Raw genomic sequence first — 23,003 nt, forward strand, 5'->3', positions numbered from 1 at the left:
AGTTCTTCCCCAAAATGCTTAAGCGGTCGACTCGGTGACGTCCCGGGGACACACTGTGACCGTGAAGCGATCAACCCAGCCCGTAGGCAACCGGGCGTCAACTGTCCTGGGACGTCGGCTCGGTGGAGAACTGCTGCGCCTGCGCGACGCTGCGGGCAAGACCCAGCAGCAGGCCGCCGAGTCCATCAACGCGACCGGCACCAAGATCGTGAAGATGGAGCGGGGCTGGGTGCCGATGCGGGATCCGGACATCCGGGTGCTGTGCGAGTTCTACGGCTTGGACGACCCCAAAGCCCTCGCCCAGCTCCTGGACTTGGCCCGGCTGGACCGCGAACGCCGTAAGGCCAAAGGCTGGTGGCAGGACTCGCCCCACCCGGGCACGCTCTCCGAGTACATCGCGCTGGAGGACGCGGCCAGCCGCGTACGAACGTGGGAACTCTCCCTGATCCCCGGGCTGTTCCAGACCGCTGAGTACGCCCGCTCGCTTGCGGTGAGCGAGGGCGCGGGGGTATGGGAGGACCCCAACGAGATCGAGCGCCTCGTCGAGATCCGTATGCGCCGCCAGGCACGCCTGCGCGATGAGCGCCCGCTTGAGGTGTACGCCATCGTCTGGGAAGCGGCGCTACGACAGTTGATCGGCGGCCCGGGCATCATGCGCGCGCAGCTGGAGCACCTGCTGAAGGTGGCCGAACTCCCGAACGTCCGCCTACAAGTACTGCCGTACCGCGCGGGCGGACACCCCTGCATTACAGGCCCGTTCACCATCATCTCGTTCGCCGAGAGCGAGGCTGTGGACGTGGTCCACGCGGACACCATCATGTCTACTGTATGGGCCGAGAACGCGGCCGAGAGCGCGACGTACGGCGCGTTCTTCGACCGTACGGCCCGGCTGAGCCTCGCCCAGCGCGACTCGGCCCTGCTGATCGACACCATTCGACAGGAGATCTGACCCATGCCCGAGTTCGACTTCGTGAAGTCCAGCTACAGCAACACCGGAGGCCAATGCGTCGAAGTCGCCCGCAACATCCCCCGTACCGTCGCCGTCCGCGACTCCAAGACCCTCGACGGCCCCATACTCCGGCTCACCCCCAAGGCCTGGGAGGAGTTCACCGCGTCACTTACCTGAGGGACCCCCACGCCTCAGTCGAACCACTCCCGCCACCGCGGCCCCGGCGCCTCGCATCGCCCGTCGGCGACCGCCTCCTCGTAAGCCCGCCGGGCGAGTTCCTCAAGCTCCCGACCGGCCGGCGGCTCGCTGCCCACAGCGGAGATCCGCGATACGGCGACCAAACAGTCCCCGCCCCGCACGTCCCGCGTAGCCCAGAAGACGAAAGAAACGCCCGCGAGGATGACGGCCAGCGAGGCGAGGGCGAGGAGTGAACGGTGGCGATCACGCGACATTCGCGCAGCCTAGCCGTCGAGCCGTACGCCCCTACGCCACCCAGCAGTACAGCCCCCGCCCCGGCAAGCGCCTCGACCAGCCGTCGGGAAACCGCGAACACGATGAGGCCGTCAATGGCCGTTTCGCTTTGTGCTGTTGCAGGTGTCGAACTCATTCGAAGGGCCGTTGACCGAAGGCCGACCTGAACTCCGGCGTGGAGGACACAGCCCTACTGATCCTGGAATGGCGCGGGGAACAAGGTGTCGGCGCCATGGCACGCCGTCCCCTCGGCCGACCCGACCCCCCTTCAACCCGGGGCGCGTACTTGTAGATCGTTTTCCTGCAGACGGCGAAAAGCTTCGCGGTGGACGTAGCGCTGTTCCCGGGGCGGGCGAACAGGTCCGGGGCGTGACGCACCTGTCCTCGGTCGTGGCCGGCGGGCAGCCGAGACGTGCGCCGCGGGCGGGGCAGCATCCAGGCCCCTGCCAGTCGAATTCCGCCGATCAGCAGATCCGCCGTTGATCAGGCACTCCCGCCCCCGGCTACGACCGGGGCTGCGCTCTACACCTGACCCGATTGCGCCCATTATGACCCGCATGTACGGCATAAGGATACGGCGTATACGATGCCAAGATATGAGGGGATGAAATGAAGAGGAAACTGGCCAGGGTGGCCCCGTGTCCGCTCTTGCAGCCCTCGCGATGGCCGCCTCCCCAGCAACAACACTGGCGAGCACAGCGGCAGACACAGTCCAGCACTGCAACCGCACCAGCACCGCCACCTCGCACCACCACGGAAACCCACACACCCCGTGCGAGTGCGGAAACCCCCACTCGCACAACAAGGACAGAAACCCACGCATCCCGCACACCTTCTGCAACCCGCACTCACACAAGGGAACCGGCGTCATAGGCCTCCCTCCGCCGACCGACGGCAGCGGCACCGAGAATCCCGGCGGCGGAGGCGGCGCGGGTAACCCCCAACCGCCCACCAATAAAAACGACGGAGGAGGCAATGATCCTGCTCCGCCGACCGACGGCGGAGGCGTCGAAAATCCTCCGCCTCCAAGTAACGACGCCGGAAGCGGAACTGGTGGCGATGCCCCTCCCCCGACCGATGGCAGCGGAGCGGGCGGCGGAGGGGTCACACCACCGCCGCCAACTGGCGACGGCGGTGGCGGCGGAGGCGAAGTACCACCACCACCGCCTATCGACGACACAGGAGGCGGAGATATCGGTAATCCGCCTCCGTCGACTGGCGGAGGAAGCGGAGACCCCGCCGATACTCCTCCGCCGACTGGCGACGGAAGCGGCGTCGACGATACCCCTCGGCCCCCGGGCGGAGACTCCGGGGATCCTCCTCCGCCCCCGAGTAGCGACGGCAGCGGCGACGCCGCTGATCCTCATCCACCGACTGACGACGGCGATGGTGGAGGAGGAGGCGTAACACCACCGCCGCCGACTGACGAGGACACTGGCGGAGGCGGAGTCGAAGTACCACCGCCGCCGACTGGCGACGAAAGCGGCGGAGGCGTCTCTGATCCGCCACCCCCGGGCGGCGACGGCGACGGCACTGGCGGAGGATCTGGCGACCCACCGGCGCCGGGCGACGGCACTGGCGGAGGATCTGGCGACCCACCGGCGCCGACTGGCGACGCCTCTAGCGGAGGTGGCGGAGCACCACTGCCGCCAACCAGCGACGGCTCCGGCACAGGGGGCGGAGGTACTGATGCTCCTCCCCCCTAGCAGCGACGCTAGTAGCGACGCCGGAAGCGGAGACATCGGTAATCCACGTCCGCCGGCTGGCGACGGCTGTGGCTGAGGAGGCACTGGCCGGAGGTGGCGGAAGACCACCGGCGCCGCTTGGGGGCGGCGGCAGCTCTGGAATCAGTGCCGGGTCGTGATGTGCGTCGATCGTGCGCCACACGGAGGCCGGTGCAGGGCTCCGGTCTCCCGCCGCTGCAGTCGCGCGCCGGTCGGCTGTCGTGTGGCTGGTCCTTCTCCTGCATGGGAATGCTGACGCGCGTTCAGCGCCTGCCCCATCGCGTCGCGGCATAGTCGACGGTTACGGCCTTCCTCCGCTGGTCGAGGTTCCGAAGCCGTGCCGTGCGGGCCTCTCACGGGTCGGGCGGTGCCCGGCAGCCCTGGCAGCGGCTCGACGTTGCTTGAACTCGTCCTTGAGATGGCCCCAGGTTCGGTAGAGGGATGCGCGGGAGATGCCCGCCTCGCGGGCGAGCGTCTTGACGTCGCAGGCCCTGCCCGGGCGGGGATCCGTCTGGCCAGTAGCCGGTCGATCGCCGCGCGGATCCGCCGCTCGATCTGGTCGCGCTGATCGTGGCTGAGGGCCATGTCATTCGGCCTCTCCCGCTGCTTGGTCGATCTCTTCATGGACTCGCATCGAGCGCTCGTGCTCGGCTCGCCGACGGGCCTTCTCCCGGGCCGGGACACGGCGACAGCCCAGCAGGTCAGCACTGTTGCCCACCGGCCGGTCTGCCAGACCGGCCGGTGAACGATGTGGTGGGTGGCCTGCGGACAACGGGCGCTGTCCGCAGGGTGGGGAGCGACAAGCGCGTCCGGCGTCCTGAGCAGGGTTTCTTGGCTGTGGCCGATTCACCGGATCCACGCCCGACCTGGCGGACGCCGTAACGACTGCGCCACCTCAAGGTCTGTACCTATTGACGCCCCCTTCCCTTCGGGCATACCTTCCTGCCATCCGATAGGAAACTTTCCTAACAGTGATCGCCGAGGGCCCCGTACCCGGGCCCCCGATGGACTTCCCTCCCAGGTCACTGAAAAGCTGGACAGCCGAGAGGCAGGTGTCGACCCCATGGCAGGAACCGCCGGTACGCCGGGCACCCCGCGCGTTCTGCGGGCCATGAACGACCGTGCCGCCCTGGACCTCCTCATGGAGCACGGGCAGCTGTCCCGGACGCGGATCGGCAAGCTCACCGGCCTCTCCAAGCCGACCGCCTCCCAGCTTCTGGCCCGTCTGGAGGCCGCCGGGCTCGTGCTCGCGTCCGGCACCACCGAGGGACGGCCGGGGCCCAACGCCCAGCTGTACGAGGTGAATCCGGCCGCCGCGTACGCCGCCGGCCTCGACGTCACCCCCGAACGCATCCTCGCCGCCGTCGCCGACATCACCGGCCGCACGGTGGGCTCGTACGAACTCCCGACCCCGGGAAGACGCCCCGCCCAGCCCGTCGTCCGGCAGGTCACCGACGCCCTCGACGGTGCCGTGAAGGCCGCCGGGCTCGCCCGTGACGACGTCCACCGGCTCGTCATCGGCACCCCTGGCGCCTTCGACCCCAACACCGGCCGCCTCCGCTACGCCTCCCACCTCCCCGGCTGGCACTCCCCCGCCCTCCTCGACGCACTCGCCGCCGCCCTGCCGATACCGGTCGAGTACGAGAACGACGTCAACCTCGCCGCCGTAGCCGAACAGCGGCTCGGTGCGGCGCGGGGGCACGAGGACTTCGTCCTGCTCTGGAACGAAGGCGGTCTCGGCGCCGCCCTCGTCCTCGGCGGGCGTCTGCACCGCGGCTGGACCGGCGGCGCCGGCGAGGTCGGCTTCCTGCCCGTGCCGGGCACACCCCTCGTCCGGCAGGTCACCAAGGCCAACAGCGGCGGCTACCAGGAACTCGCCGGCTCGCAGGCCGTACCCAAGATCGCCCGCGAGCTGGGGATCGAGGACATCCCGACGGGGCCGTACGCCGAGGTCGCCGCCGTCCTCGTCGCGCGGGCCGCCGAGCAGGCCGACGTCCCGGCGTTCCAGCGCCTGTTGGAGACCTACGCCACCCGGCTCGCCACCGGTCTCGCCTCCCTCGTCTCCGTCCTCGACCCCGAACTCGTCGTCCTCAGCGGCGCCTCCCTCACCTCCGGCGGCGAGGCGCTGCGCGCCCTCGTGCAGGCCGAGTTGCAGGAGCTGGCAGCGGCCCGGCCCCGGCTCGTCATCGGTGACGTGCGCGAACACCCCGTACTGCGGGGCGCGTTGGAAAGCGCGCTCGCCACGACTCGCGACGAGGTCTTCGACACCGCCGCCGCCTCCCGCTGATCCCCGCAGTTCCCCCCGTACCCCCTCGCAGTCCCCTCATACTCACCCCCCGCCTTCCCTCATCCACCCCGTCCTGCCCCTGGGAGACCCTGTCATGCCCGGAATGTCACGGAACGCGGCCATCGCTCTCGCCGCCACCGCCTCCATCGCCCTCCTCGCCACCGCCTGCACCGGCCAGTCCGGATCCGCCGCCGACGGCGACGCCGCGAAGGAGACGACCCTCAACTTCTGGCACGCCTGGAGTGCGCCCGCCGAGGTCGCGGCCGTCAAGTCGCTGATCGCCGGCTTCGAGAAGGCGCACCCGAACATCCACGTCAACGTCGTGGGCAACATGACCGACGACAAGATGAACCAGGCGCTGCGCGCGGGCGGCGACAAAGCCCCCGACGTCATCTCGTCCTTCACCACCAACAGCGTCGGGAAGTTCTGCTCCTCCGGCGCTCTCGTCGACCTCAATCCCTTCTTCGAGAAGTCGGGGGTCGAGCCGGAGAAGACATTTCCCAAGGCCATGAACGAGTACACCCAGTTCGACGGCAACCGGTGTTCCGTACCGCTGCTGGGCGACGCGTACGGCCTCTACTACAACAAGACCGCGTTCGAGGAGGCCGGCATTTCCGAGCCGCCCAGGACCTGGTCCGAATTCGCCGCCGACGCCAAGGAGTTGACCATCGCGCAAGGGAACAGTTACAAGCAGCTCGGCTTCATGCCGAACTACCACGGCTGGGAGTCGACCACCGAGCACTATCTCGGCCAGTTCTCCCCGACGTACTTCGACGCCGACGGCAGGTCGAACATCGCCAAGGACCCGGCGTTCGAGGCGAGTTTCACGCTTCAGAAGAAGCTCGTCGACGAACTCGGCGGCTTCGAGAAGCTGGAGACCTACCGTTCCAAGCTGGGCGACGAGTGGGGGCCCAAGCACCCCTTCCACACCGGTCAGGTCGCGATGCAGCTCGACGGCGAGTGGCGGCTCGGCATGGCTCTGGACGCCAAGCCCGACTTCGAGATCGGCGTCGCCCCGCTGCCCGTCCCGGACGACCAGGCCGACGAGTACGGCAAGGGCTACATCACCGGCACGATCGCCGGTATCGCCGCGACCAGTGAGAAGCAGAACGCCGCCTGGGAGCTGATGAAGTACATCACGACGGACACGGACGCGGTGGTCGGATTCTCCAACGCCATCCACAACGTGCCGTCGACACTCGCCGCGCTCAAGTCGCCGAAGCTGAAGTACGACCCGCGCTTCAAGACGTTCCTGGAGATCGCCGCGAACCCGAACTCGACCACCTCACCCGCCTCCGTGAACGGCGGTGTGTATCTCGCCACGATCCAGGAGCTCGGCTACGACTACGAGAGCGGCAAGGTCACCGATCTGAAGAAGGGCCTTCAGGACACCGCCCGGCAGATCGACACGGACATCGCGCAGGCGAAGTAGCCCTCCGATGAGCACGGTCACGCTCGCGTCGAAGCGCCGCAAGGCGGCGCTTCGCACCGTCGCCTTCATGTCGCCCTGGCTGATCGGATTCGCGGTGTTCTTCGCGTATCCGCTGATCTCGACGGTCTATTTCTCCTTCATGCACTACGACGGCTTCAAACCGCCGACGTGGAGCGGAACCCGGAACTGGACCTACGTCTTCGAGCACTACCCGCTCTTCTGGCCCGCCCTGCGCAACACCCTGTGGCTGGTCGTCATCATGGTCGCCCTGCGGGTCGCCTTCGGCCTCGGTGTCGGCCTCCTGATCACGAAGATCAAGTCCGGCACGGGCGTCTTCCGCACCCTCTTCTACCTCCCCTACCTCGCCCCACCGGTGGCGGCGACGATGGCGTTCGCCTTCCTGCTCAACCCCGGTACGGGCCCGGTGAACTCGGTCCTGGAGAAGATCGGCCTTCCGGCCCCGGGCTGGTTCAACGACCCCACCTGGTCCAAGCCGGCTCTCACACTGCTCGCCCTCTGGGGCATCGGCGACCTGATGGTCATCTTCATGGCCGCGCTGCTCGACGTACCCCAGGAGCAGTACGAGGCGGCCGAGTTGGACGGCGCGTCGGCCTGGCAGCGGTTCCGGTACGTGACGCTCCCGAACATCTCCCCCATCGTCATGTTCGCGGTCGTCACCGGTGTGATCCAGACGATGCAGTACTACACACAGCCACTGATCGCGGGAAAGGTCGCCTCGGGCGTCATCCAGGGCGCGGGCACCCTGTTCGAGCCCGGCTACCCGGACAAGTCCACCCTCACCCTCCCCCAGCTCGTCTACAACCTCGGCTTCCAGCGCTTCGACTACGGCTCGGCGTGTGTCGTCGCCCTCGTCCTCTTCGCCCTGTCGATGGTGTTCACCGCGTTCCTGATGCGGCGCCGGGGCGGTCTCATCCAGGCAGGTGACTGACCATGACCCAAGTGCTGGACAAGTCGGTCGAGTTGCGGCCGTCCGTGACCCCGGCCGAGCGCGTCGCCCGCCGCCGGGCACTCCTGGAGTGGATCGCGGTCCACTCTCTCGGCGTGGCGACCGCCCTCTTCTTCACCCTCCCCTTCGTGTTCGTGTTCCTGACCTCGCTGATGAGCGACTCGCAGGCACTGAGCCGGGACCTGGTGCCGGACACCTGGGAGTGGACCAACTACCGGAAGGTGTTCGACACTCCGGGCTTCCTCACCTGGTGGAAGAACACCCTGATCTACGCCGGCCTCGGCACCGTCCTCACCGTCGTGTCGTCGATCCCGGTGGCGTACGCGCTCGCCAAGTTCCGCTTCCGGGGCCGGAATCTGTCCCTGATGCTGGTGATCTCGATGATGATGCTGCCGCCGCAGGTGGTCATCATCCCGATGTACCTGTTCTGGGCGAAGCAGCTGGACCTGTCCGGCACGCTGTGGCCGCTGATCATCCCGATGGCGTTCGGCGACGCGTTCTCGATCTTCCTGCTGCGCCAGTTCCTGATGACCATCCCGAACGAGTACCTGGACGCGGCGAAGGTGGACGGCTGCGGTGAGCTGCGCACGCTGCTGAAGGTGGTCCTGCCGATGGCCCGGCCGGGCATCGCGGCCGTCGCCCTCTTCCAGTTCTTCTACGCCTGGAACGACTACTTCGGGCCGCAGATCTACGCCTCCGAGAACCCCGGCGCGTGGACGCTGTCGTACGGCCTCGAGTCGTTCAAGGGCGCCCACCACACCGACTGGAACCTGACCATGGCCGCGACCGTCCTGGTCATGGCCCCCGTGATCCTCGTGTTCTTCTTCGCACAGAAGGCGTTCGTCGAGGGCGTCACCCTCACCGGAGTGAAGGGTTAAACACGTATGAAACTCACCGTGGTCGGCGGAGGGTCGACCTACACCCCCGAACTCGTCGACGGCTTCGCGCGCCTGCGCGACACCCTGCCCGTGGAGGAGCTGGTCCTGGTCGACCCGGCGGCGGACCGGCTTGAGCTGGTCGGCGCCCTGGCCCGCCGTATCTTCGCGCGCCAGGGCCACCCGGGACGCGTGACGACGACCGCCGACCTGGACGCGGCCGTGGACGGCGCCGACGCGGTCCTGCTCCAGCTCCGCGTCGGCGGCCAGGCGGCCCGCGAACAGGACGAGACCTGGCCCCTGGAGTGCGGCTGCGTGGGCCAGGAGACGACGGGCGCCGGCGGCCTGGCGAAGGCCCTGCGCACGGTCCCGGTCGTCCTCGACATCGCCGAACGGGTCCGCCGTACCAACCCCCACGCCTGGATCATCGACTTCACCAACCCGGTCGGCATCGTCACCCGCGCCCTGCTCCAGGCCGGCCACAAGGCGGTCGGACTGTGCAACGTGGCGATCGGATTCCAGCGGAAGTTCGCGGGCATGCTGGGGGTCGCCCCGGCCGACATCCACCTGGACCACGTCGGCCTCAACCACCTCACCTGGGAGACGGGGGTACGCCTGGGCGGCCCCGAGGGCGAGAACGTACTGCCCAAGCTGCTGGCCGACCACGGCGAGACGATCGCCGCCGACCTGCGCCTGCCGCGCCCGCTGCTGGACCGTCTGGGGGTGATCCCCTCCTACTACCTCCGCTACTTCTACGCACACGACGAGGTCGTACGGGAGCTGCGCACGAAGCCGTCCCGGGCGGCTGAAGTGGCGGAGATGGAGCGGCAGTTGCTCGCGCTGTACGCCGATCCGGCCCTGGACGGGAAGCCGGAGCTGCTGGCCAGGCGCGGCGGCGCGTACTACTCGGAGGCGGCCGTGGATCTCGCGGCCGGGCTGCTCGGCGGGGGAGGCAGCCCGTACCAGGTGGTGAACACGTACAACCGGGGCACGCTGCCGTTCCTGCCCGACGACGCGGTGGTGGAGGTGCAGGCGGCGGTGGGCGGCAGGGGTCCGACGCCGCTGCCGGTGGCGACCGTGGATCCGCTGTACGCGGGGCTGATGGCACAGGTGACGGCGTACGAGGGGCTGGCGCTGGAGGCGGCGTTGCGCGGGGGGCGTGAGCGGGTGTTCCGGGCGCTGCTGTCCCATCCCCTGGTCGGCCAGTACGAGTACGCCGAAGCCCTCACCGACCGACTGATCGCACACAACCGGGAGCATCTCGCGTGGGCCTGACCGCATGTGTCCTCGCCGTCGACGCGGGCAACAGCAAGACCGACGTCGCGGTCGTGGCGGCCGACGGGAGCGTCCTCGCCACGGCGCGCGGGGGCGGGTTCCGGCCGCCGGCGGCGGGGGTCGAGGCGGCGGTGGACGCGGTCGCCGAGGCGGTGGGGCGGGCCTTCGCCGCGGCGGGCGTCAGCTCGGTCGAGCTTGTCTCGGCGTGCCTCGCGAACGCCGACTTCCCCGTCGAGGAGGAGCGGTTGGCGGCGGCGCTGCACGCGCGCGCGTGGGGGGCGCGCGTGGAGGTGCGCAACGACACGTTCGCGATCCTGCGGGCCGGGGTGACCGAGCCGCGGGGGGTCGCCGTCGTCTGCGGCGCGGGGATCAACTGCGTCGGGATGCGGCCCGATGGGCGTACCGCGCGATTTCCCGCGCTGGGACGGATCTCCGGGGACTGGGGTGGGGGCTGGGGGCTGGCGGAGGAGGCGTTGTGGTTCGCGGCTCGGGCGGAGGACGGGCGGGGGGTGCGTACGGAGTTGGCGCGGGCTCTTCCCGCCCACTTCGGGCTGGCGTCCATGTACGCCCTGATCGAGGCGCTGCATCTGGAACACGTTCCGCAGGTTCGTCGGCATGAACTGACCCCGGTGTTGTTCGCGGCGGCGGCGGGTGGCGACGCGGTGGCGCGGTCGCTGGTCGACCGGCTGGCGGAGGAGGTGGTGGCCATGGCGACGGTGGCGTTGACGCGGCTGGAGTTGCTGGCGGAGGAGACGCCGGTGGTGCTGGGTGGGGGTGTGCTGGCGGCTCGGCATCCCCGACTGGACGGTGGGATCCGGGAGTTGCTGGGGGTGCGGGCTCCGAAGGCGGTGGTGCGGGTGGTTGAGGCTCCGCCGGTGTTGGGGGCGGTGTTGTTGGGGCTGGATGGGGTGGGGGCGGGGGCTGAGGTACAGGGGAGGGCGCGGGCGTACTTCGAATCCTGAACGCCGGGTTTTCTCGCCCTCGAACGCCGGACGGGCTGAGAAAGCCATTCTCCCGACCGTGAACGGCCTGCGCCCACCCACCCGAGGCGGAACCGAACTGATGCCGGGGGCGTATTCATGGGCAGGGGGTGGTGCGAGGCGTACCCCGGTGTGTCGGGATTTCGGTGGCCGCACTGCGATCCCATCAAGATCCGTGAAGGCCGGTGCGGAATGTCAGTCCCGGCAGCGATACTTGCGGCGATGGATGACCATGGGGGAGGTCAGCAGTGACACACCCGCCGAAGAGCAGCGCGGCGCCACCACCGGGACACAGCGTGCCCACGATGCCGTCCGTACCACCACAGCCCGGGCAGAGCGGCCGTCCACCCACACCTCCCGCATCCCCCGTTTCCTCCGCGCCACCGGCGGAGCGACGCCGTACGGCCTTCGCCGAGGGCCTCGACCAGCTCCGCGCAGCGGCGACCACCGAACCCGGCCGCCTCCGCATCATCGGCGCCCTCCTCGCCCTCCTCGTCGTCGCGTTCGGCGCCGTGACCGCCTGGCAGATGACCGAGCGGGCGACGGCCGCCGACGACGTGCTGAACAGCAGCCAGCCCCTCACCTCGGACGCGGCGGACATCTACCGCTCGCTCGCCGACGCCAACACCGCGGCCTCCAGCGGCTTCCTGGCCGGCGGTCAGGAGACGAAGGAGACCCGCGACCGGTACGAGAAGGACATCCGCACGGCCGCCGGCAAGCTCGTCAACGCCGCGGCCAACTCGGACCCCGACTCCCCCTCCGCGGAGACGATCGCCAAGCTGAACCGGCTGCTGCCGGAGTACAAGGGCCTCGTGGAGCGGGCCCGCACCTACAACCGCCAGGGCTTCCCGGTCGGCGGCGCCTACCTGCGCTACGCCAACGAGAAGATGCAGGAGGAGATGCTTCCGGCGGCGGAGGAGCTGTACACGACGGAGAATCAGCGGCTGCGTGCCGACTACGCGGACGCCACGCCCTACCCGTGGGCCGCGATCGCGCTCGGCGTCCTCGCGCTCGGCGGCCTCGCCTGGGCCCAGCGCCGCAACTACCTCCGTACGCACCGCGTCCTGAACCACGGCCTGGTCGCCGCCTCGGCGACGGCCACGGTGGTGCTGCTGTGGCTGGTCGTCGGCCACAGCGTCGCCCGCGCGGGCCTGAACGACTCGTACGACCACGGCGTCCGCTCGCTGAACGTCCTGCACGACGCCCGCATCGCGTCCCTCAAGGCGCGCGGCAACGAGAACCTCACGCTGGTGGCCCGCGGCGCCGAGACCGTCGAGGTGGGCGGCCAGATCCGCGACGCGTACGACAACGCGTTCCGGACGGACATGGACGCCCTCGCCAAGGGCCTGGCCGAGGCGGAGAGGCTCGCCGACGACCGGGCGGGCGAGCGGCCGGTCACCGCGGCCGCCGGGTTCATGAAGGTGTGGCAGGACCGTCACACCTCCGCCCGCGACGAGGACGACAACGGCGACTACCAGGCCGCGCTGGACAAGGTGATAGGCACCAAGGGCACCACCGGCGAGTGCTTCGACAACGTCGACGAGCGGCTCGCCGTCGCGCTCGGCCACGAGCAGATCGAGTTCAAGCGGGCCGCCGGCGACGGCCTGGACGCGATGACCGGACTGCCGGCGGGCGCCGCGGTCCTCGCCGTCCTGGGCGCGGCCGGCGCGGTGCTGGGCATCGGACGCAGGCTGTCGGAGTACCGGTGAAAGGGGGCGTGACGATGTATACGCGACGTCTGCGGGCCGGCCTGCGGGGCTGGGGCGGGGTGGGCGCGATGGCGGTCGTCTGCGCCTTGGCCATGGCCTTCGTACTGCTGCTGCCGCTCACCCAGTCGTCCGGCGACGGGAGCACGGGAACCGGCGGCCGAGGGGGCGCGTACGGCAGCCAGGCCCGGGCCGACCTGTGCGCGGACCCGGAGATCCAGAAGGCCCCGGAGAAGCAGACGCTGTCGCCGTCGGGTGCGGACGGCGCCACCATCGAGGCGATCAAGAGCCGTGAGGGCGAGAAGCGCAAACTGATCGTCGGCGTCGACCAGAACAGCTACCGCTGGGGCTACCGCAACCCCAACAGCGGCAAGTCCGCCGAGCTGGAGGGCTTCGACATCGACCTGGTGCACCGTATCGCCGAGGACATCCTCGGCGACCGGGACGCGGTCCAGTTCAAGGCGATCCCCACCAACCAGCGCATCCAGGCGATCCAGGACGGCCGGGTCGACATGGTGGTCCGCACGATGACCATCAACTGCTCCCGCCTGTCCGACGTCGCCTTCTCCGCCCCCTACTTCAAGACCGGCCAGCAGCTCCTCGCCCCCAAGTCCTCGACGGTCAAGGGCTACGACGACACCCTCGCCGACCAGCGGATCTGCACGGCGGAGGGCTCCACCGCCAACACCGCGCTGAAGAACGACCAGCAGGGCGGCAAGGTCCCCGCCTCCGCCGACATATCCACCACCGTGCCCAACCAGCTGGACTGCCTGGTGCGGCTGCAACTCGGCGAGGTGGACGCCGTGGTGACCGACGGCGCGCTCGCCGCGAGCCAGGCCGCGCAGGACCCGACGGTCGAGCTCAAGGGCGACCCCTTCACTGTCGAGTACTACGGCGTGGCGATGAAGAAGGACGCCGACGATCTGGTACGCCGGGTCAACCAGATCCTGGTGGACTACCACAAGGACACCGCGGGCGGCTGGCAGGCGTCGTACGACAGGTGGCTGTCGGCGACACTGGGCGAGGAGCCGGCGATGTCGGAACCGCCCGCCCCGGAGTACCTGCGCAAGAGCTGAGAGAGCGTCAAGCACCGACTGCCGACAACCTACCGACGGAAACACACACGCAGCGAGAGGTGATCGATGGGCGTCACGGGACCCCCCGGGCCGGTGATGGACCGGGACGAGGTGGACCGTGCGCTGGCGCGGCTCGGCGCGGAGTACGAGGCGATCGAGACCTCGCTCCTCGCCCTGCAGGACCACGCGGGCCGCAGACTCCTCGAGGGCGCCGAGCTCACGGGCGTCACCAAGGAGCGCTGGACGGCCGCGGAGGCGTCGATCACGCTGCTGTGGGCGTACTTCGACGCGTACACGGACGCGCTGCGCTCCGCGCGTGACATCCGCGCGCGCCGCCGCTGGTCCAGCCGGGACGACCTGGTGGAGCTGACGGAGTTGCTGCGCGGCGAGTGTGTGACGGTGGCCGGCAGTGCCACGGCCACCGCCAACGCGCCCACGCTGCACGGCGGTCCGGGCAAGCTCAGCGAGCAGTTCTCGCTGGCCGCGCTGGTGGACCGGATGAACGAGTTGTACGCGACGTCGCTGGACATGGTCGTCGCCGCCGACGCGGTGTGGTCGGCGCTGCCCGCCCGTATCGATTTACTGGCCGCGGAACTCCAGCGCACCCGCCGCCTCGCGCACTCCGTCGGCGTACGCCCCGGCGAGCATCCGGCGGGCGACGACCTGGAGCGCATCACCCGCACGCTCACCAGGCTGCGCGAGGAGGTGGTGTCCGACCCGCTCGCGTACTGGGCGCCCGCGCCGGGCAGTTCGGCGCCGGGCGGCGGGAAGCCGGACACCACGGTCTACGACCGTGAGGCGCGCGCTCTGGAGGACGTACGGCGGGAGATCGACGCCGTGCTGACGGTCCGCCAGGACGCCGAGCAGCGGCTGGTGCGGCTGCGCGACGTGCTGTCCCGCGCGGACCGCACCCTCGCCGAGGCGCGTACCGCGCGCGGTGAGGTCCTCGCGAAGATCGCCGCCACCGAGGTGCCGGTCGTCAGCGGCCCGCCGACCGCGCTGCAGGAGCAGCTGGCAATGGCCGCCGAGTACCGCAGACAGGCCCAGTGGCACCGTCTGTCCCCGCTCCTGGAGTCCCTGGAGCAGAAGGCGGAGGACGAACTGCTTCGCGCCCGCGAGTCGTTGACCGCGGTCACCGCGCCCCTGGCGGTCCGCGCCGAGCTGCGCGGCCGCCTCGACGCGTACAGGGCGAAGGTCGCCCGGCACGGCCTCGCGGAGGACGCTCTGCTCATCGAGCGGTACGACGCGGCCCGCCGCATGCTGTGGAGCGCGCCCTGCGACCTGCGCGTCGCCGAACAGGCCGTGCTGCGCTACCAGCAGGCGGCCGCCGAACAGTTCGCCGGCCCGCGCGTACCGGGGCCGGGCGGACCGCAGGACCGTAGGGGGGAGTCATGAGTCAGGCGAGCCAGGCACAGCGGGCGTGCCAACGGCCGGACTGCGACGGGACGTACGAGGACGTGGGCGGCGGCGAGCTGTACTGCGACACCTGTGGTCTCGCCCCGGTCGTCTCGTCGACCGGCATGGTGGGCTCACCGCCGACCGGGATGACCCGCGGCGGCAAGGGCTCGTCGGGCAGCAGCAGTTCGCGCTCCAGCAGCCGCGGCAGTTCGCGTACGTCGTCGCATTCGTCGAGGTCCCGGCGCTCGGTGTCGGGGCGGCTGTCGCGTGCCCTGTCGGGCCGTTCCACCAGCCGCTCGGTGTCGGTGCGCAGCTCCGGCTCCACCGCCGGCTCCAGCGGCCGCGGCCGGCTCGGCGTCGGCCTGGTACAGGTGCCGGACGTGCCACGGCCCGACCCGCGCGCGATGGTGCAGGAGAACCCGGAGGTGCCCGAGCGCAAGCGGTTCTGCTCGCGCTCGGACTGCGGGGCGCCGGTGGGCCGGGCGCGGGGCGACCGTCCGGGGCGTACGGAAGGTTTCTGCACCAAGTGCGGACACCCGTACTCCTTCGTCCCGAAGCTGCAGGCCGGCGATGTCGTGCACGGCCAGTACGAGGTCGTGGGCTGTCTGGCGCACGGCGGTCTGGGCTGGGTCTACCTGGCCGTGGACCGCGCGGTGTCGGACCGGTGGGTCGTGCTGAAGGGCCTGCTGGACACGGGCGACCAGGACGCGATGGCGGCGGCGATCTCCGAGCGGCGCTTCCTGGCGGAGATCGAGCACGCCAACATCGTCCGCATCTACAACTTCGTCGAGCACCTCGACCAGCGCACCGGTTCGCTGGACGGGTACATCGTCATGGAGTACGTCGGCGGCAAGTCTCTGAAGGAGATCGCGAATTCACGCCGTACCCCGCAGGGCAGGCGTGACCCGCTGCCGGTGGAGCAGGCCTGCGCGTACGGCATCGAGGCGCTGGAGGCGCTCGGCCATCTGCACAGCCGCAACCTCCTGTACTGCGACTTCAAGGTCGACAACGCCATCCAGACCGAGGACCAGCTCAAGCTGATCGACATGGGCGCGGTGCGCAGGATGGACGACGAGGAGTCGGCCATCTACGGCACGGTGGGCTACCAGGCGCCGGAGGTCGCGGAGGTCGGCCCGTCGGTGGCGTCCGACCTGTACACCGTCGCCCGTACGCTCGCCGTCCTGACCTTCGACTTCCAGGGTTACACGAACGTCTACATCGACTCCCTGCCCGACCCCGACAACATCGAGGTCTTCCAACGGTACGAGTCCTTCTACCGCCTCCTGGTCCGCGCCACCGACCCGGACCCGGCCCGCAGGTTCGCGTCCGCCCAGGAGATGGCCGAGCAGCTGACGGGCGTCCTGCGGGAGGTCGTGTCCCTGCAGACGGGACGGGCGCGTCCGTCGCTGTCGACGCTGTTCGGTCCCGAAGTCCGGGTCACGGACACGGAGTTGTTCCCGAAGCCGGCCGGGGAGGTGTCGCGGCTGGGGGCGCGGGTGGTGCGCGCGGGGAAGAAGACAGCGACTCCCCCTGCCACCACCACTCCCGTGCTTCCCGTCGCCCCCGCCCCCAACGCCCCGGCCATCGTCAAGCCCATCGCCGCCCCCGCCGCCGCCCTCGCCCTCCCGGTCCCCCACGTCGATCCCGCCGACCCCAACGCCGGGTTCCTGGCGGGGCTGATGACGACCGCGGCGGCCGAGCTGCTCGGGGCGCTGGCAGCGGCGCCGACGCCCAGTGTCGAGACGCGGCTGCGTCGGGTGCGGGCCTGGCTGGAGAACGGTGACGCGGCCACCGCGCACGAGACGCTGCTGCGGCTGGAGGACGAGCGGCCCGACGACTGGCGCGTCGTCTGGTACCGCGGCGTCGCCGCCCTCGTCACCGGCGACCAGGAGGGCGCCGCACTCGCCTTCGACGCGATCTACGACGCCTTCCCCGGCGAACCCGCCCCCAAGCTGGCCCTCGGTCTGTGCGCGGAGGTGCTGGGGCAGCTGGACAACGCCGCCGAGTACTACCGGCTCGTGTGGTCCACCGACCCCAGCTATGTGAGCGCCGCCTTCGGCCTGGCCCGCGTCCAGCTCGCCACCGGCGACCGGCGTGGCGCCGTGGGGACGCTGGAGTCGGTGCCGGAGTCGTCCATCCACTTCGTGGCCGCACGCGTGGCGGCCGTCCGCGCACGGCTGCGGCAGCACACGGAAGTCGCCGGTGCCGTACCGTTCCTGGACGACCTGACCGCCGCCGCCGGGCAGGTCGAGGCGCTGGACGCGTACGGTCTGGACCCGGCGCGCCGCGAGCAGTTGTCGGCGGAAGTCCTCGGCTGTGCCCTGGACTGGGTACTCTCCGGTGGCCAGGGTTCCGCCCCGCCCGCCCCCGGGGGACGGGCGCTGCTCGGCAGTGGCCTGGACGAGCGGGGACTGCGTTTCGGCCTGGAGCGTTCGTACCGCACGCTGGCCCGGCTCGCACGGGGTGGCGAGGAGAGGATCGACCTGGTGGAACGTGCCAACCGTTACCGCCCCCGGACGTGGGTGTAGTTGATGTCGCAGATGCCCCAGCCGACAGCCTTGTCGAAGTGTCCGAGCTGCGAGGAGCCGCTCGAGTCGGGTGACCGTTTCTGCGGTGCGTGTGGATACGACCTGTCCGCCGTACCCGCACGACCGGGCGACAGCCCGACGATCGCCATGAACGGCTCGGCCCCGCAGACGGGAACAGCCGGCGCGGGCTGGCCGGTCGCCCCCGAGCCGCCCGGCTCCGCCTCCCCACCGCCGGCACACCTGCCGACGGACCTACGGGCGGGGGTCTCAGGCGGCAACGAACTGCCGCACGGCGCCCCGCGGATGCCGTGGGCGGGCGCCCCGCAGTCACCGGTGCCGGGCACGCCCCCGCCGCCGGTGGGCGCACCCAGGCCGCCCCAGGCCGGCCCGCCCATGCCCCCGGCACCCGCCCCGGCCCAGGGGACAGGCTCAGGCGGCAACGAACACCCGCACGGCGCGCCGCAGCCACCCGCGCCGGGCGCACCCAGCCCGTCCGTGGCGCCGCCGGCCGGCTCGCCCACGCCCCCGGCACCCGCCCCGGCCCAGGGGACAGGCTCAGGCGGCAACGAACCGCCCTACGGCTCCCCGCTGCCGCCGCCGGGCGCACCGCAGCCACCCGCGCCGGGCACGCCCCCGCAGCCACCCGCGCCGGGCACGCCCCCGCCGCCACCGAGCGCACACAGGCCGCCCGAGGCGCCGCCGGCCGGCTCACCGACCCCGGACAGTCACGACGTACCGGCCGCCCCACCCATGCCCCCGGCGCCCGCCCTGGCCCCCGACGGCAACGACGTGCCGACCGGCTCCCCGGGGTCCCCCGCCACCGGCGTGCAGTTCCACCGGCCGCCGGAGCCCGACGAGTACCCGCTGCAGGCGCCCGACCCGCGTGTGGTCACCGACCGGCCGCCCCCGGCCGAGGGCATCAAGCTGTGCGTGGCCTGCCGTGCGGGCCGCGTCGACAGTGACGGGTACTGCGAGACCTGCGGGCACGCCCAGCCGCGCGAGCGGGACCACATGGAGCACGACGCAGGCCCGGTCGCCGCCGTCAGCGACCGCGGCCTGCGCCACCACCGCAACGAGGACGCGTTCTCCGTCGGCTGCACCGCGCTGCCCGACGGCTCCCCCGCGGTCCTGGCGATCGTCTGCGACGGCGTCTCCTCCGCGACCCGCCCCGACGAGGCCTCCCTCGCCGCGTCCCGCGCGGCCGGCGAGTCCCTGCTGGCCGCCCTGCCACGCGGCACGCACCCGCAGCAGGCCATGCACGAGGCGATCATCGCCGCCTCGCACGCGGTCAACGCCCTGGCCGACGAACCGGCCACCGCCCGCGAACACGCCCCGCACCAGAACGCCCCCGCCTGCACGATCGTCGGCTCCGTCGTCACCGCCGGCCTGCTGGTCGTCGGCTGGGTCGGCGACAGCCGCGCCTACTGGATCCCGGTGGACCGGAGCTCTCCCCCGGCCCGGCTCACCGAGGACGACTCCTGGGCCGCGCAGATGGTCGCCGCCGGCCTGATGAACGAGGCGGAGGCCTACGCCGACGAGCGCGCCCACGCCATCACGGGCTGGCTCGGCGCGGACGCGTACGAACTGGAGCCGCACACCGCTTCCTTCAAGCCGGACCGGCCGGGTGTAGTGGTGGTGTGCACGGACGGGCTGTGGAACTACGCCGAGGCGGCCGGGGAGATGGCCGAGGCCGTCCCCCTCGACGCCGCCGTACGCCCCCTGCACAGCGCCCGGGTCCTGGTCGGTCACGCCCTGGACGGCGGGGGCCACGACAACGTAACAGTGGCCGTGCTGCCGTTCCCGGCCCCGCCGATGGGGGCAGGATCGGCCTGAGGCCGCACGGCGGGGACAGCCTCAACGGACCGGAGGGGACCGGTCCGTATTCAGCCATTTCCCCACCTCGGTGGGGTTCTCGAGGGGGATCAGAGAAGGCATGGCCAATTTCTCGAAGTCGAACGTGCCGCAGTTCTCGATGGACGTCTACCAGAACGAGTACCTGCCGGAGGGCGGCCGCGAGGTCAACGCGATCGTCACGGTGACCGCGACCGGCGGCGGCACGATCGGAAGCGCGGTCGCGGCACCTCACCTCTACGCGCCGGGGCAGGGCCCGTCCGCGGCCGTGGCGATCATGGTGGACTGCTCGGGCTCGATGGACTACCCGCCGACCAAGATGCGCAACGCCCGCGACGCCACCGCCGCCGCGATCGACACCCTGCGCGACGGCGTGCACTTCGCGGTGGTCGGCGGTACGCACATGGCGAAGGAGGTCTATCCGGGCGGCGGGCGCCTCGCGGTCGCCGACGCCACCACTCGCGACCAGGCCAAGCAGGCCCTGCGCAAGCTCAGCGCGGGCGGCGGTACGGCCATCGGCACCTGGCTGCGGCTCACCGACCGTCTGCTGTCCTCGGCGGACGTCGCCATCCGGCACGGCATCCTGCTCACCGACGGCCGCAACGAACACGAGTCGCCGGAGAACCTGAAGGCCGCGCTCGACTCCTGCGCCGGACGCTTCACCTGTGACGCCCGTGGCGTGGGCACCGACTGGGAAGTGAAAGAAGTCACAGGCATCGCCTCCGTGTTGCTCGGCAGCGCCGACATCGTCGCCGACCCGGCCGGACTCGCCGTCGACTTCACGCAGATGATGGAGACGGCGATGGGCAAGGAGGTCGCGGACGTCGCCCTGCGGGTGTGGACGCCGGTGGGCACCACCATCAGGTTTGTCAAGCAAGTCGCGCCGACGGTCGAGGAGTTGACCGACCGGCGCACGGAAGCGGGCCCGCGCGCCGGGGACTACCCCACCGGCTCCTGGGGAGACGAGTCCCGTGACTACCACGTCTGCGTCGAGGTCCCCTCGGCCGACCTCGGCCGGGAGATGCTCGCCGCACGCGTCTCGCTGGTCGTCCCGCAACCCGACGGCACGACCCAGAACCTGGGCGCGCAGGGTCTCGTACGGGCCGTGTGGACCGACGACATGGTCGCCTCGACGTCGATCAACCCCCAAGTCGCCCACTACACCGGCCAGGCCGAACTGGCACAAGCCATCCAACAAGGTCTCGATCTCCGCAAGTCGGGAGATGTCGATGGAGCAACGGCCAAACTGGGCCGCGCCGTTCAGCTCGCCAGCGCCTCCGGAAACGCCGATACGGCGAAACTCCTTGCGAAGGTGGTGGACGTGGTCGACGCCGCGGCAGGTACTGTGCGACTGAAGGCGAAGGTCGCGGAGGCCGACGAGATGACTCTCGAGACACGGTCGACAAAGACTGTTCGTGTAAAGAAGTGACATGACGGAAGAGCGAGCCTGACCCCTTGGGGTTGGAGAAATCCGGTCGAACCGGCCGGAAAAGGAGAGGGGGAAGCGCCGACATGCCGACCTGCCCGAACGGACACCAGTCGGGTTCCGACGACTGGTGCGAGGTCTGCGGTCACCGCATGGCCGGTTCCGCACCCCCGCCCCCTCCGCCGCCCCCCGGCGGCGGTTACGGCTTCCCGCCCCCGCAGGGCGGCCGTCCGAACGCCGAGCCGGAGCTCTGCCCGCAGTGCCGTACGCCGCGTGAGGGCGGTGCTCCGTTCTGCGAGGAGTGCCGGTGGAACTTCCTGACCAACACGGCGACCTCGTACACCCCCGCCGCCCCGCGCCAGTCGGCGCCCGGCCCGAACCCGAACCCGGCCTCACGCTTCCAGCAGCCGCCGGGACCGGGGCCAGGTCCGGGTCCGTCGTACGGCGGCGGTGACTCGTACGACTACCAGAGCTCGCGTCCGTCCCAGGTGAACCGACCCGCCGAGCCCCTCGCCCCCTTCGGCACGGAACCGCCGGGACCGGGCGGCCCCAACGGTCCGGGTCCCGGCGGTCCGCCGCCCTTCGGCGCGGGCCCTGCGGGGCCGGGCGGCCCGGGTGGACCTTCCGGTCCTGGCGGCCCGCCTCCCTTCGGCTCGGACCCCTCGCGACCCGCTGGACCCGGTGGCCCCGGTGGCCCCGGTGGCCCCGGCGGTCCTGCAGGCCCCGGTGGTCCCGGCTTTGGCACCGACCCCTCGCGGCCCGGCGGCCCCAACAGCCCCTCTGGTCCCGGCGGCCCGCCGCCCTTCGGCGCCGACCCGTCGCGGCCCGGCGGCCCCAACAGCCCCTCTGGTCCGGGCGGTCCGCCGCCCTTCGGCGCGGATCCGTCGCGGCCGGGCGGCCCCGGCGGCCCTTCCGGCCCTGGCGGCCCGCCGCCCTTCGGCGCCGACCCTTCGCGGCCCGGCGGCCCCGGAGGTCCTGCAGGCCCCGGTGGTCCCGGCTTTGGCACCGACCCCTCGCGGCCCGGCGGCCCCAACAGCCCTTCCGGTCCCGGCGGTCCGCCGCCCTTCGGCGCCGACCCGTCGCGGCCCGGCGGCCCCTCCGGCCCTGGCGGCCCGCCGCCCTTCGGCGCCGACCCTTCGCGGCCCGGCGGCCCCGGCGGCCCCGGTCAGGGCGGCGGCTACGGCTATCCGCAGCCCGGCTCGAACCAGGCCCCGCCCGGCCCGCCTCCCTTCGGTGCCGACCCGTCGCGGCCGGTTCCGCCGCCGCCCGGGCCCACGCCGCCCGCCGGCCCCGGTGCCACGGGTGGTGCTCCGCAGGCGTTCCATCAGCCCGGCCCGCCTGCCCCGCCCGGGTTCCCCCAGGAGACGAACCGTCCGCCGCAGCAGGGCGGCCCGCCCTTCGGCGGCGGTGACGACGACTGGGTGATCTCCCCGCCGTCGACCGGACCGGGCGGTCCCGGTGGTCCCGGCGGTCCCGGTCAGGGCGGTGGCTACGGCTATCCGCAGCCCGGCTCCACCCAGGCCCCGCCCGGCCCTGCCTTCCCGCAGCAGCCGGCGACCTGGACGGCGACCATCGGCCCGGACCGCGACTACTTCATGGCGATGATGCACCGCTCCGGCCCCGAGGCCACGGGCCTCAACCTGCCCGCGTACTCGCCCGAGCAGCAGCGCACCCTCGGCGGCAACCAGGTCACCATCGGCCGCCGCCGCCACTCCACCGGCGACACCCCCGACATCGACCTGTCGGTGCCGCCGGAGGACCCGGGCGTCTCGCACCAGCACGCGGTGCTGGTCCAGCAGCCGGACGGCAGCTGGGCGGTCGTCGACCAGAACTCGACGAACGGGACCACGGTGAACGGCGGCGAGGAACCGATCCAGCCCTTCGTGCCGGTGCCGTTGCAGGACGGGGACCGGGTGCACGTCGGGGCGTGGACGACGATCACGATCCGGCGGGGCTAGTGCCCCGGCAGGCACCGTTCGCCCGTCAAGGAGCGGCGTCCGGTGCGTGCTCTCGGCGTGCCGGGTACAAGCCCTCGTACTGGACGTACCTGGGTTTGTG

At 71.4% G+C, this 23,003-nt stretch carries 19 protein-coding genes; 16 read left to right on the top strand and 3 right to left on the bottom strand.

Going from position 1 to position 23,003, the window contains the following annotated elements; genetic code table 11:
• Nucleotides 1-61: 61 nt before the first annotated feature.
• Nucleotides 62-949 (top strand): helix-turn-helix domain-containing protein, encoded by an 888-nt coding sequence (locus AQJ91_RS05620; protein WP_067017229.1) that lies wholly within the window; start codon nucleotides 62-64, stop codon nucleotides 947-949.
• A gap of 3 nt (nucleotides 950-952) precedes the next feature.
• Entirely contained in the window at nucleotides 953-1,126 is a 174-nt protein-coding gene (locus tag AQJ91_RS05625) for a DUF397 domain-containing protein (protein WP_067016965.1), read from the top strand.
• A 14-nt stretch (nucleotides 1,127-1,140) separates the two neighbouring features.
• Here the strand turns inward: AQJ91_RS05625 and AQJ91_RS05630 are convergent, their stop codons facing one another.
• Nucleotides 1,141-1,401, bottom strand: coding sequence for a hypothetical protein (locus tag AQJ91_RS05630; protein WP_067016967.1), 261 nt, complete (start codon nucleotides 1,399-1,401; stop codon nucleotides 1,141-1,143).
• Nucleotides 1,402-2,395: 994 nt separating this feature from the next.
• On the opposite strand from AQJ91_RS05630, the gene AQJ91_RS05635 reads away from it, so the two are divergent.
• The 10 genes from AQJ91_RS05635 (at nucleotide 2,396) to AQJ91_RS05680 (ending at nucleotide 15,137) form a co-directional block, all read left to right on the top strand.
• The gene (locus AQJ91_RS05635) at nucleotides 2,396-2,827 is read left to right on the top strand and encodes a hypothetical protein (RefSeq protein ID WP_067016969.1); all 432 of its coding nucleotides are present in this window, start codon (nucleotides 2,396-2,398) and stop codon (nucleotides 2,825-2,827) included.
• Between the two features lie 1,380 nt (nucleotides 2,828-4,207).
• Nucleotides 4,208-5,431, top strand: coding sequence for an ROK family transcriptional regulator (locus AQJ91_RS05640; RefSeq protein ID WP_067016971.1), 1,224 nt, complete (start codon nucleotides 4,208-4,210; stop codon nucleotides 5,429-5,431).
• Nucleotides 5,432-5,525: 94 nt separating this feature from the next.
• Nucleotides 5,526-6,863: an ABC transporter substrate-binding protein gene (locus tag AQJ91_RS05645; RefSeq protein ID WP_067016973.1), complete on the top strand. Its 1,338-nt coding sequence runs from the start codon at nucleotides 5,526-5,528 to the stop codon at nucleotides 6,861-6,863.
• Between the two features lie 7 nt (nucleotides 6,864-6,870).
• Nucleotides 6,871-7,812 (top strand): carbohydrate ABC transporter permease, encoded by a 942-nt coding sequence (locus AQJ91_RS05650; RefSeq protein ID WP_067016975.1) that lies wholly within the window; start codon nucleotides 6,871-6,873, stop codon nucleotides 7,810-7,812.
• A gap of 2 nt (nucleotides 7,813-7,814) precedes the next feature.
• Nucleotides 7,815-8,708 carry a carbohydrate ABC transporter permease gene (locus AQJ91_RS05655; protein ID WP_067016977.1) on the top strand — a complete coding sequence of 298 codons (894 nt, stop codon included), beginning with the start codon at nucleotides 7,815-7,817 and terminating at the stop codon, nucleotides 8,706-8,708.
• Nucleotides 8,709-8,714: 6 nt separating this feature from the next.
• Complete coding sequence (locus tag AQJ91_RS05660) at nucleotides 8,715-9,980, top strand: 6-phospho-beta-glucosidase (protein ID WP_067016979.1); 1,266 nt, start codon at nucleotides 8,715-8,717, stop codon at nucleotides 9,978-9,980.
• The gene (locus AQJ91_RS05665; protein ID WP_067016981.1) at nucleotides 9,971-10,942 is read left to right on the top strand and encodes an N-acetylglucosamine kinase; all 972 of its coding nucleotides are present in this window, start codon (nucleotides 9,971-9,973) and stop codon (nucleotides 10,940-10,942) included. The genes AQJ91_RS05660 and AQJ91_RS05665 overlap by 10 nt, the downstream gene beginning before the upstream one ends.
• A 323-nt stretch (nucleotides 10,943-11,265) precedes the next feature.
• Complete coding sequence (locus AQJ91_RS05670; protein WP_067017231.1) at nucleotides 11,266-12,669, top strand: hypothetical protein; 1,404 nt, start codon at nucleotides 11,266-11,268, stop codon at nucleotides 12,667-12,669.
• A gap of 14 nt (nucleotides 12,670-12,683) precedes the next feature.
• Nucleotides 12,684-13,742, top strand: coding sequence for a glutamate ABC transporter substrate-binding protein (locus AQJ91_RS05675; protein WP_067017234.1), 1,059 nt, complete (start codon nucleotides 12,684-12,686; stop codon nucleotides 13,740-13,742).
• Nucleotides 13,743-13,808: 66 nt separating this feature from the next.
• Nucleotides 13,809-15,137 (top strand): hypothetical protein, encoded by a 1,329-nt coding sequence (locus tag AQJ91_RS05680; RefSeq protein WP_067016983.1) that lies wholly within the window; start codon nucleotides 13,809-13,811, stop codon nucleotides 15,135-15,137.
• Nucleotide 15,138: 1 nt separating this feature from the next.
• Here AQJ91_RS05680 and AQJ91_RS58705 read toward each other — a convergent pair whose 3' ends face one another.
• Nucleotides 15,139-15,465 carry a hypothetical protein gene (locus AQJ91_RS58705; RefSeq protein ID WP_456113453.1) on the bottom strand — a complete coding sequence of 109 codons (327 nt, stop codon included), beginning with the start codon at nucleotides 15,463-15,465 and terminating at the stop codon, nucleotides 15,139-15,141.
• Here AQJ91_RS58705 and AQJ91_RS05685 point away from each other — a divergent pair.
• Entirely contained in the window at nucleotides 15,440-17,668 is a 2,229-nt protein-coding gene (locus tag AQJ91_RS05685) for a serine/threonine-protein kinase (protein WP_456113454.1), read from the top strand. The genes AQJ91_RS58705 and AQJ91_RS05685 overlap by 26 nt on opposite strands.
• On the opposite strand, the gene AQJ91_RS55215 is transcribed toward AQJ91_RS05685, so the two are convergent.
• Nucleotides 17,644-18,063, bottom strand: coding sequence for a hypothetical protein (locus AQJ91_RS55215; RefSeq protein ID WP_234381842.1), 420 nt, complete (start codon nucleotides 18,061-18,063; stop codon nucleotides 17,644-17,646). The genes AQJ91_RS05685 and AQJ91_RS55215 overlap by 25 nt on opposite strands.
• On the opposite strand from AQJ91_RS55215, the gene AQJ91_RS05695 reads away from it, so the two are divergent.
• The 3 genes from AQJ91_RS05695 to AQJ91_RS48815 all read left to right on the top strand — a co-directional run bounded on the left by AQJ91_RS05695 (nucleotide 18,062) and on the right by AQJ91_RS48815 (nucleotide 22,903).
• Entirely contained in the window at nucleotides 18,062-19,501 is a 1,440-nt protein-coding gene (locus AQJ91_RS05695; protein ID WP_407696827.1) for a PP2C family protein-serine/threonine phosphatase, read from the top strand. The genes AQJ91_RS55215 and AQJ91_RS05695 overlap by 2 nt on opposite strands.
• Nucleotides 19,502-19,601: 100 nt before the next feature.
• Nucleotides 19,602-20,948 carry a vWA domain-containing protein gene (locus tag AQJ91_RS05700; RefSeq protein WP_067016987.1) on the top strand — a complete coding sequence of 449 codons (1,347 nt, stop codon included), beginning with the start codon at nucleotides 19,602-19,604 and terminating at the stop codon, nucleotides 20,946-20,948.
• 83 nt (nucleotides 20,949-21,031) lie between these two features.
• Nucleotides 21,032-22,903, top strand: a complete 1,872-nt coding sequence (locus tag AQJ91_RS48815) for an FHA domain-containing protein (RefSeq protein WP_079084688.1) — start codon at nucleotides 21,032-21,034, stop codon at nucleotides 22,901-22,903.
• The last annotated feature ends 100 nt before the right edge of the window (nucleotides 22,904-23,003 follow it).

It is taken from the genome of Streptomyces dysideae, assembly GCF_001514305.1.
GTDB classification, from domain to species: Bacteria; Actinomycetota; Actinomycetes; order Streptomycetales; family Streptomycetaceae; genus Streptomyces; species Streptomyces dysideae.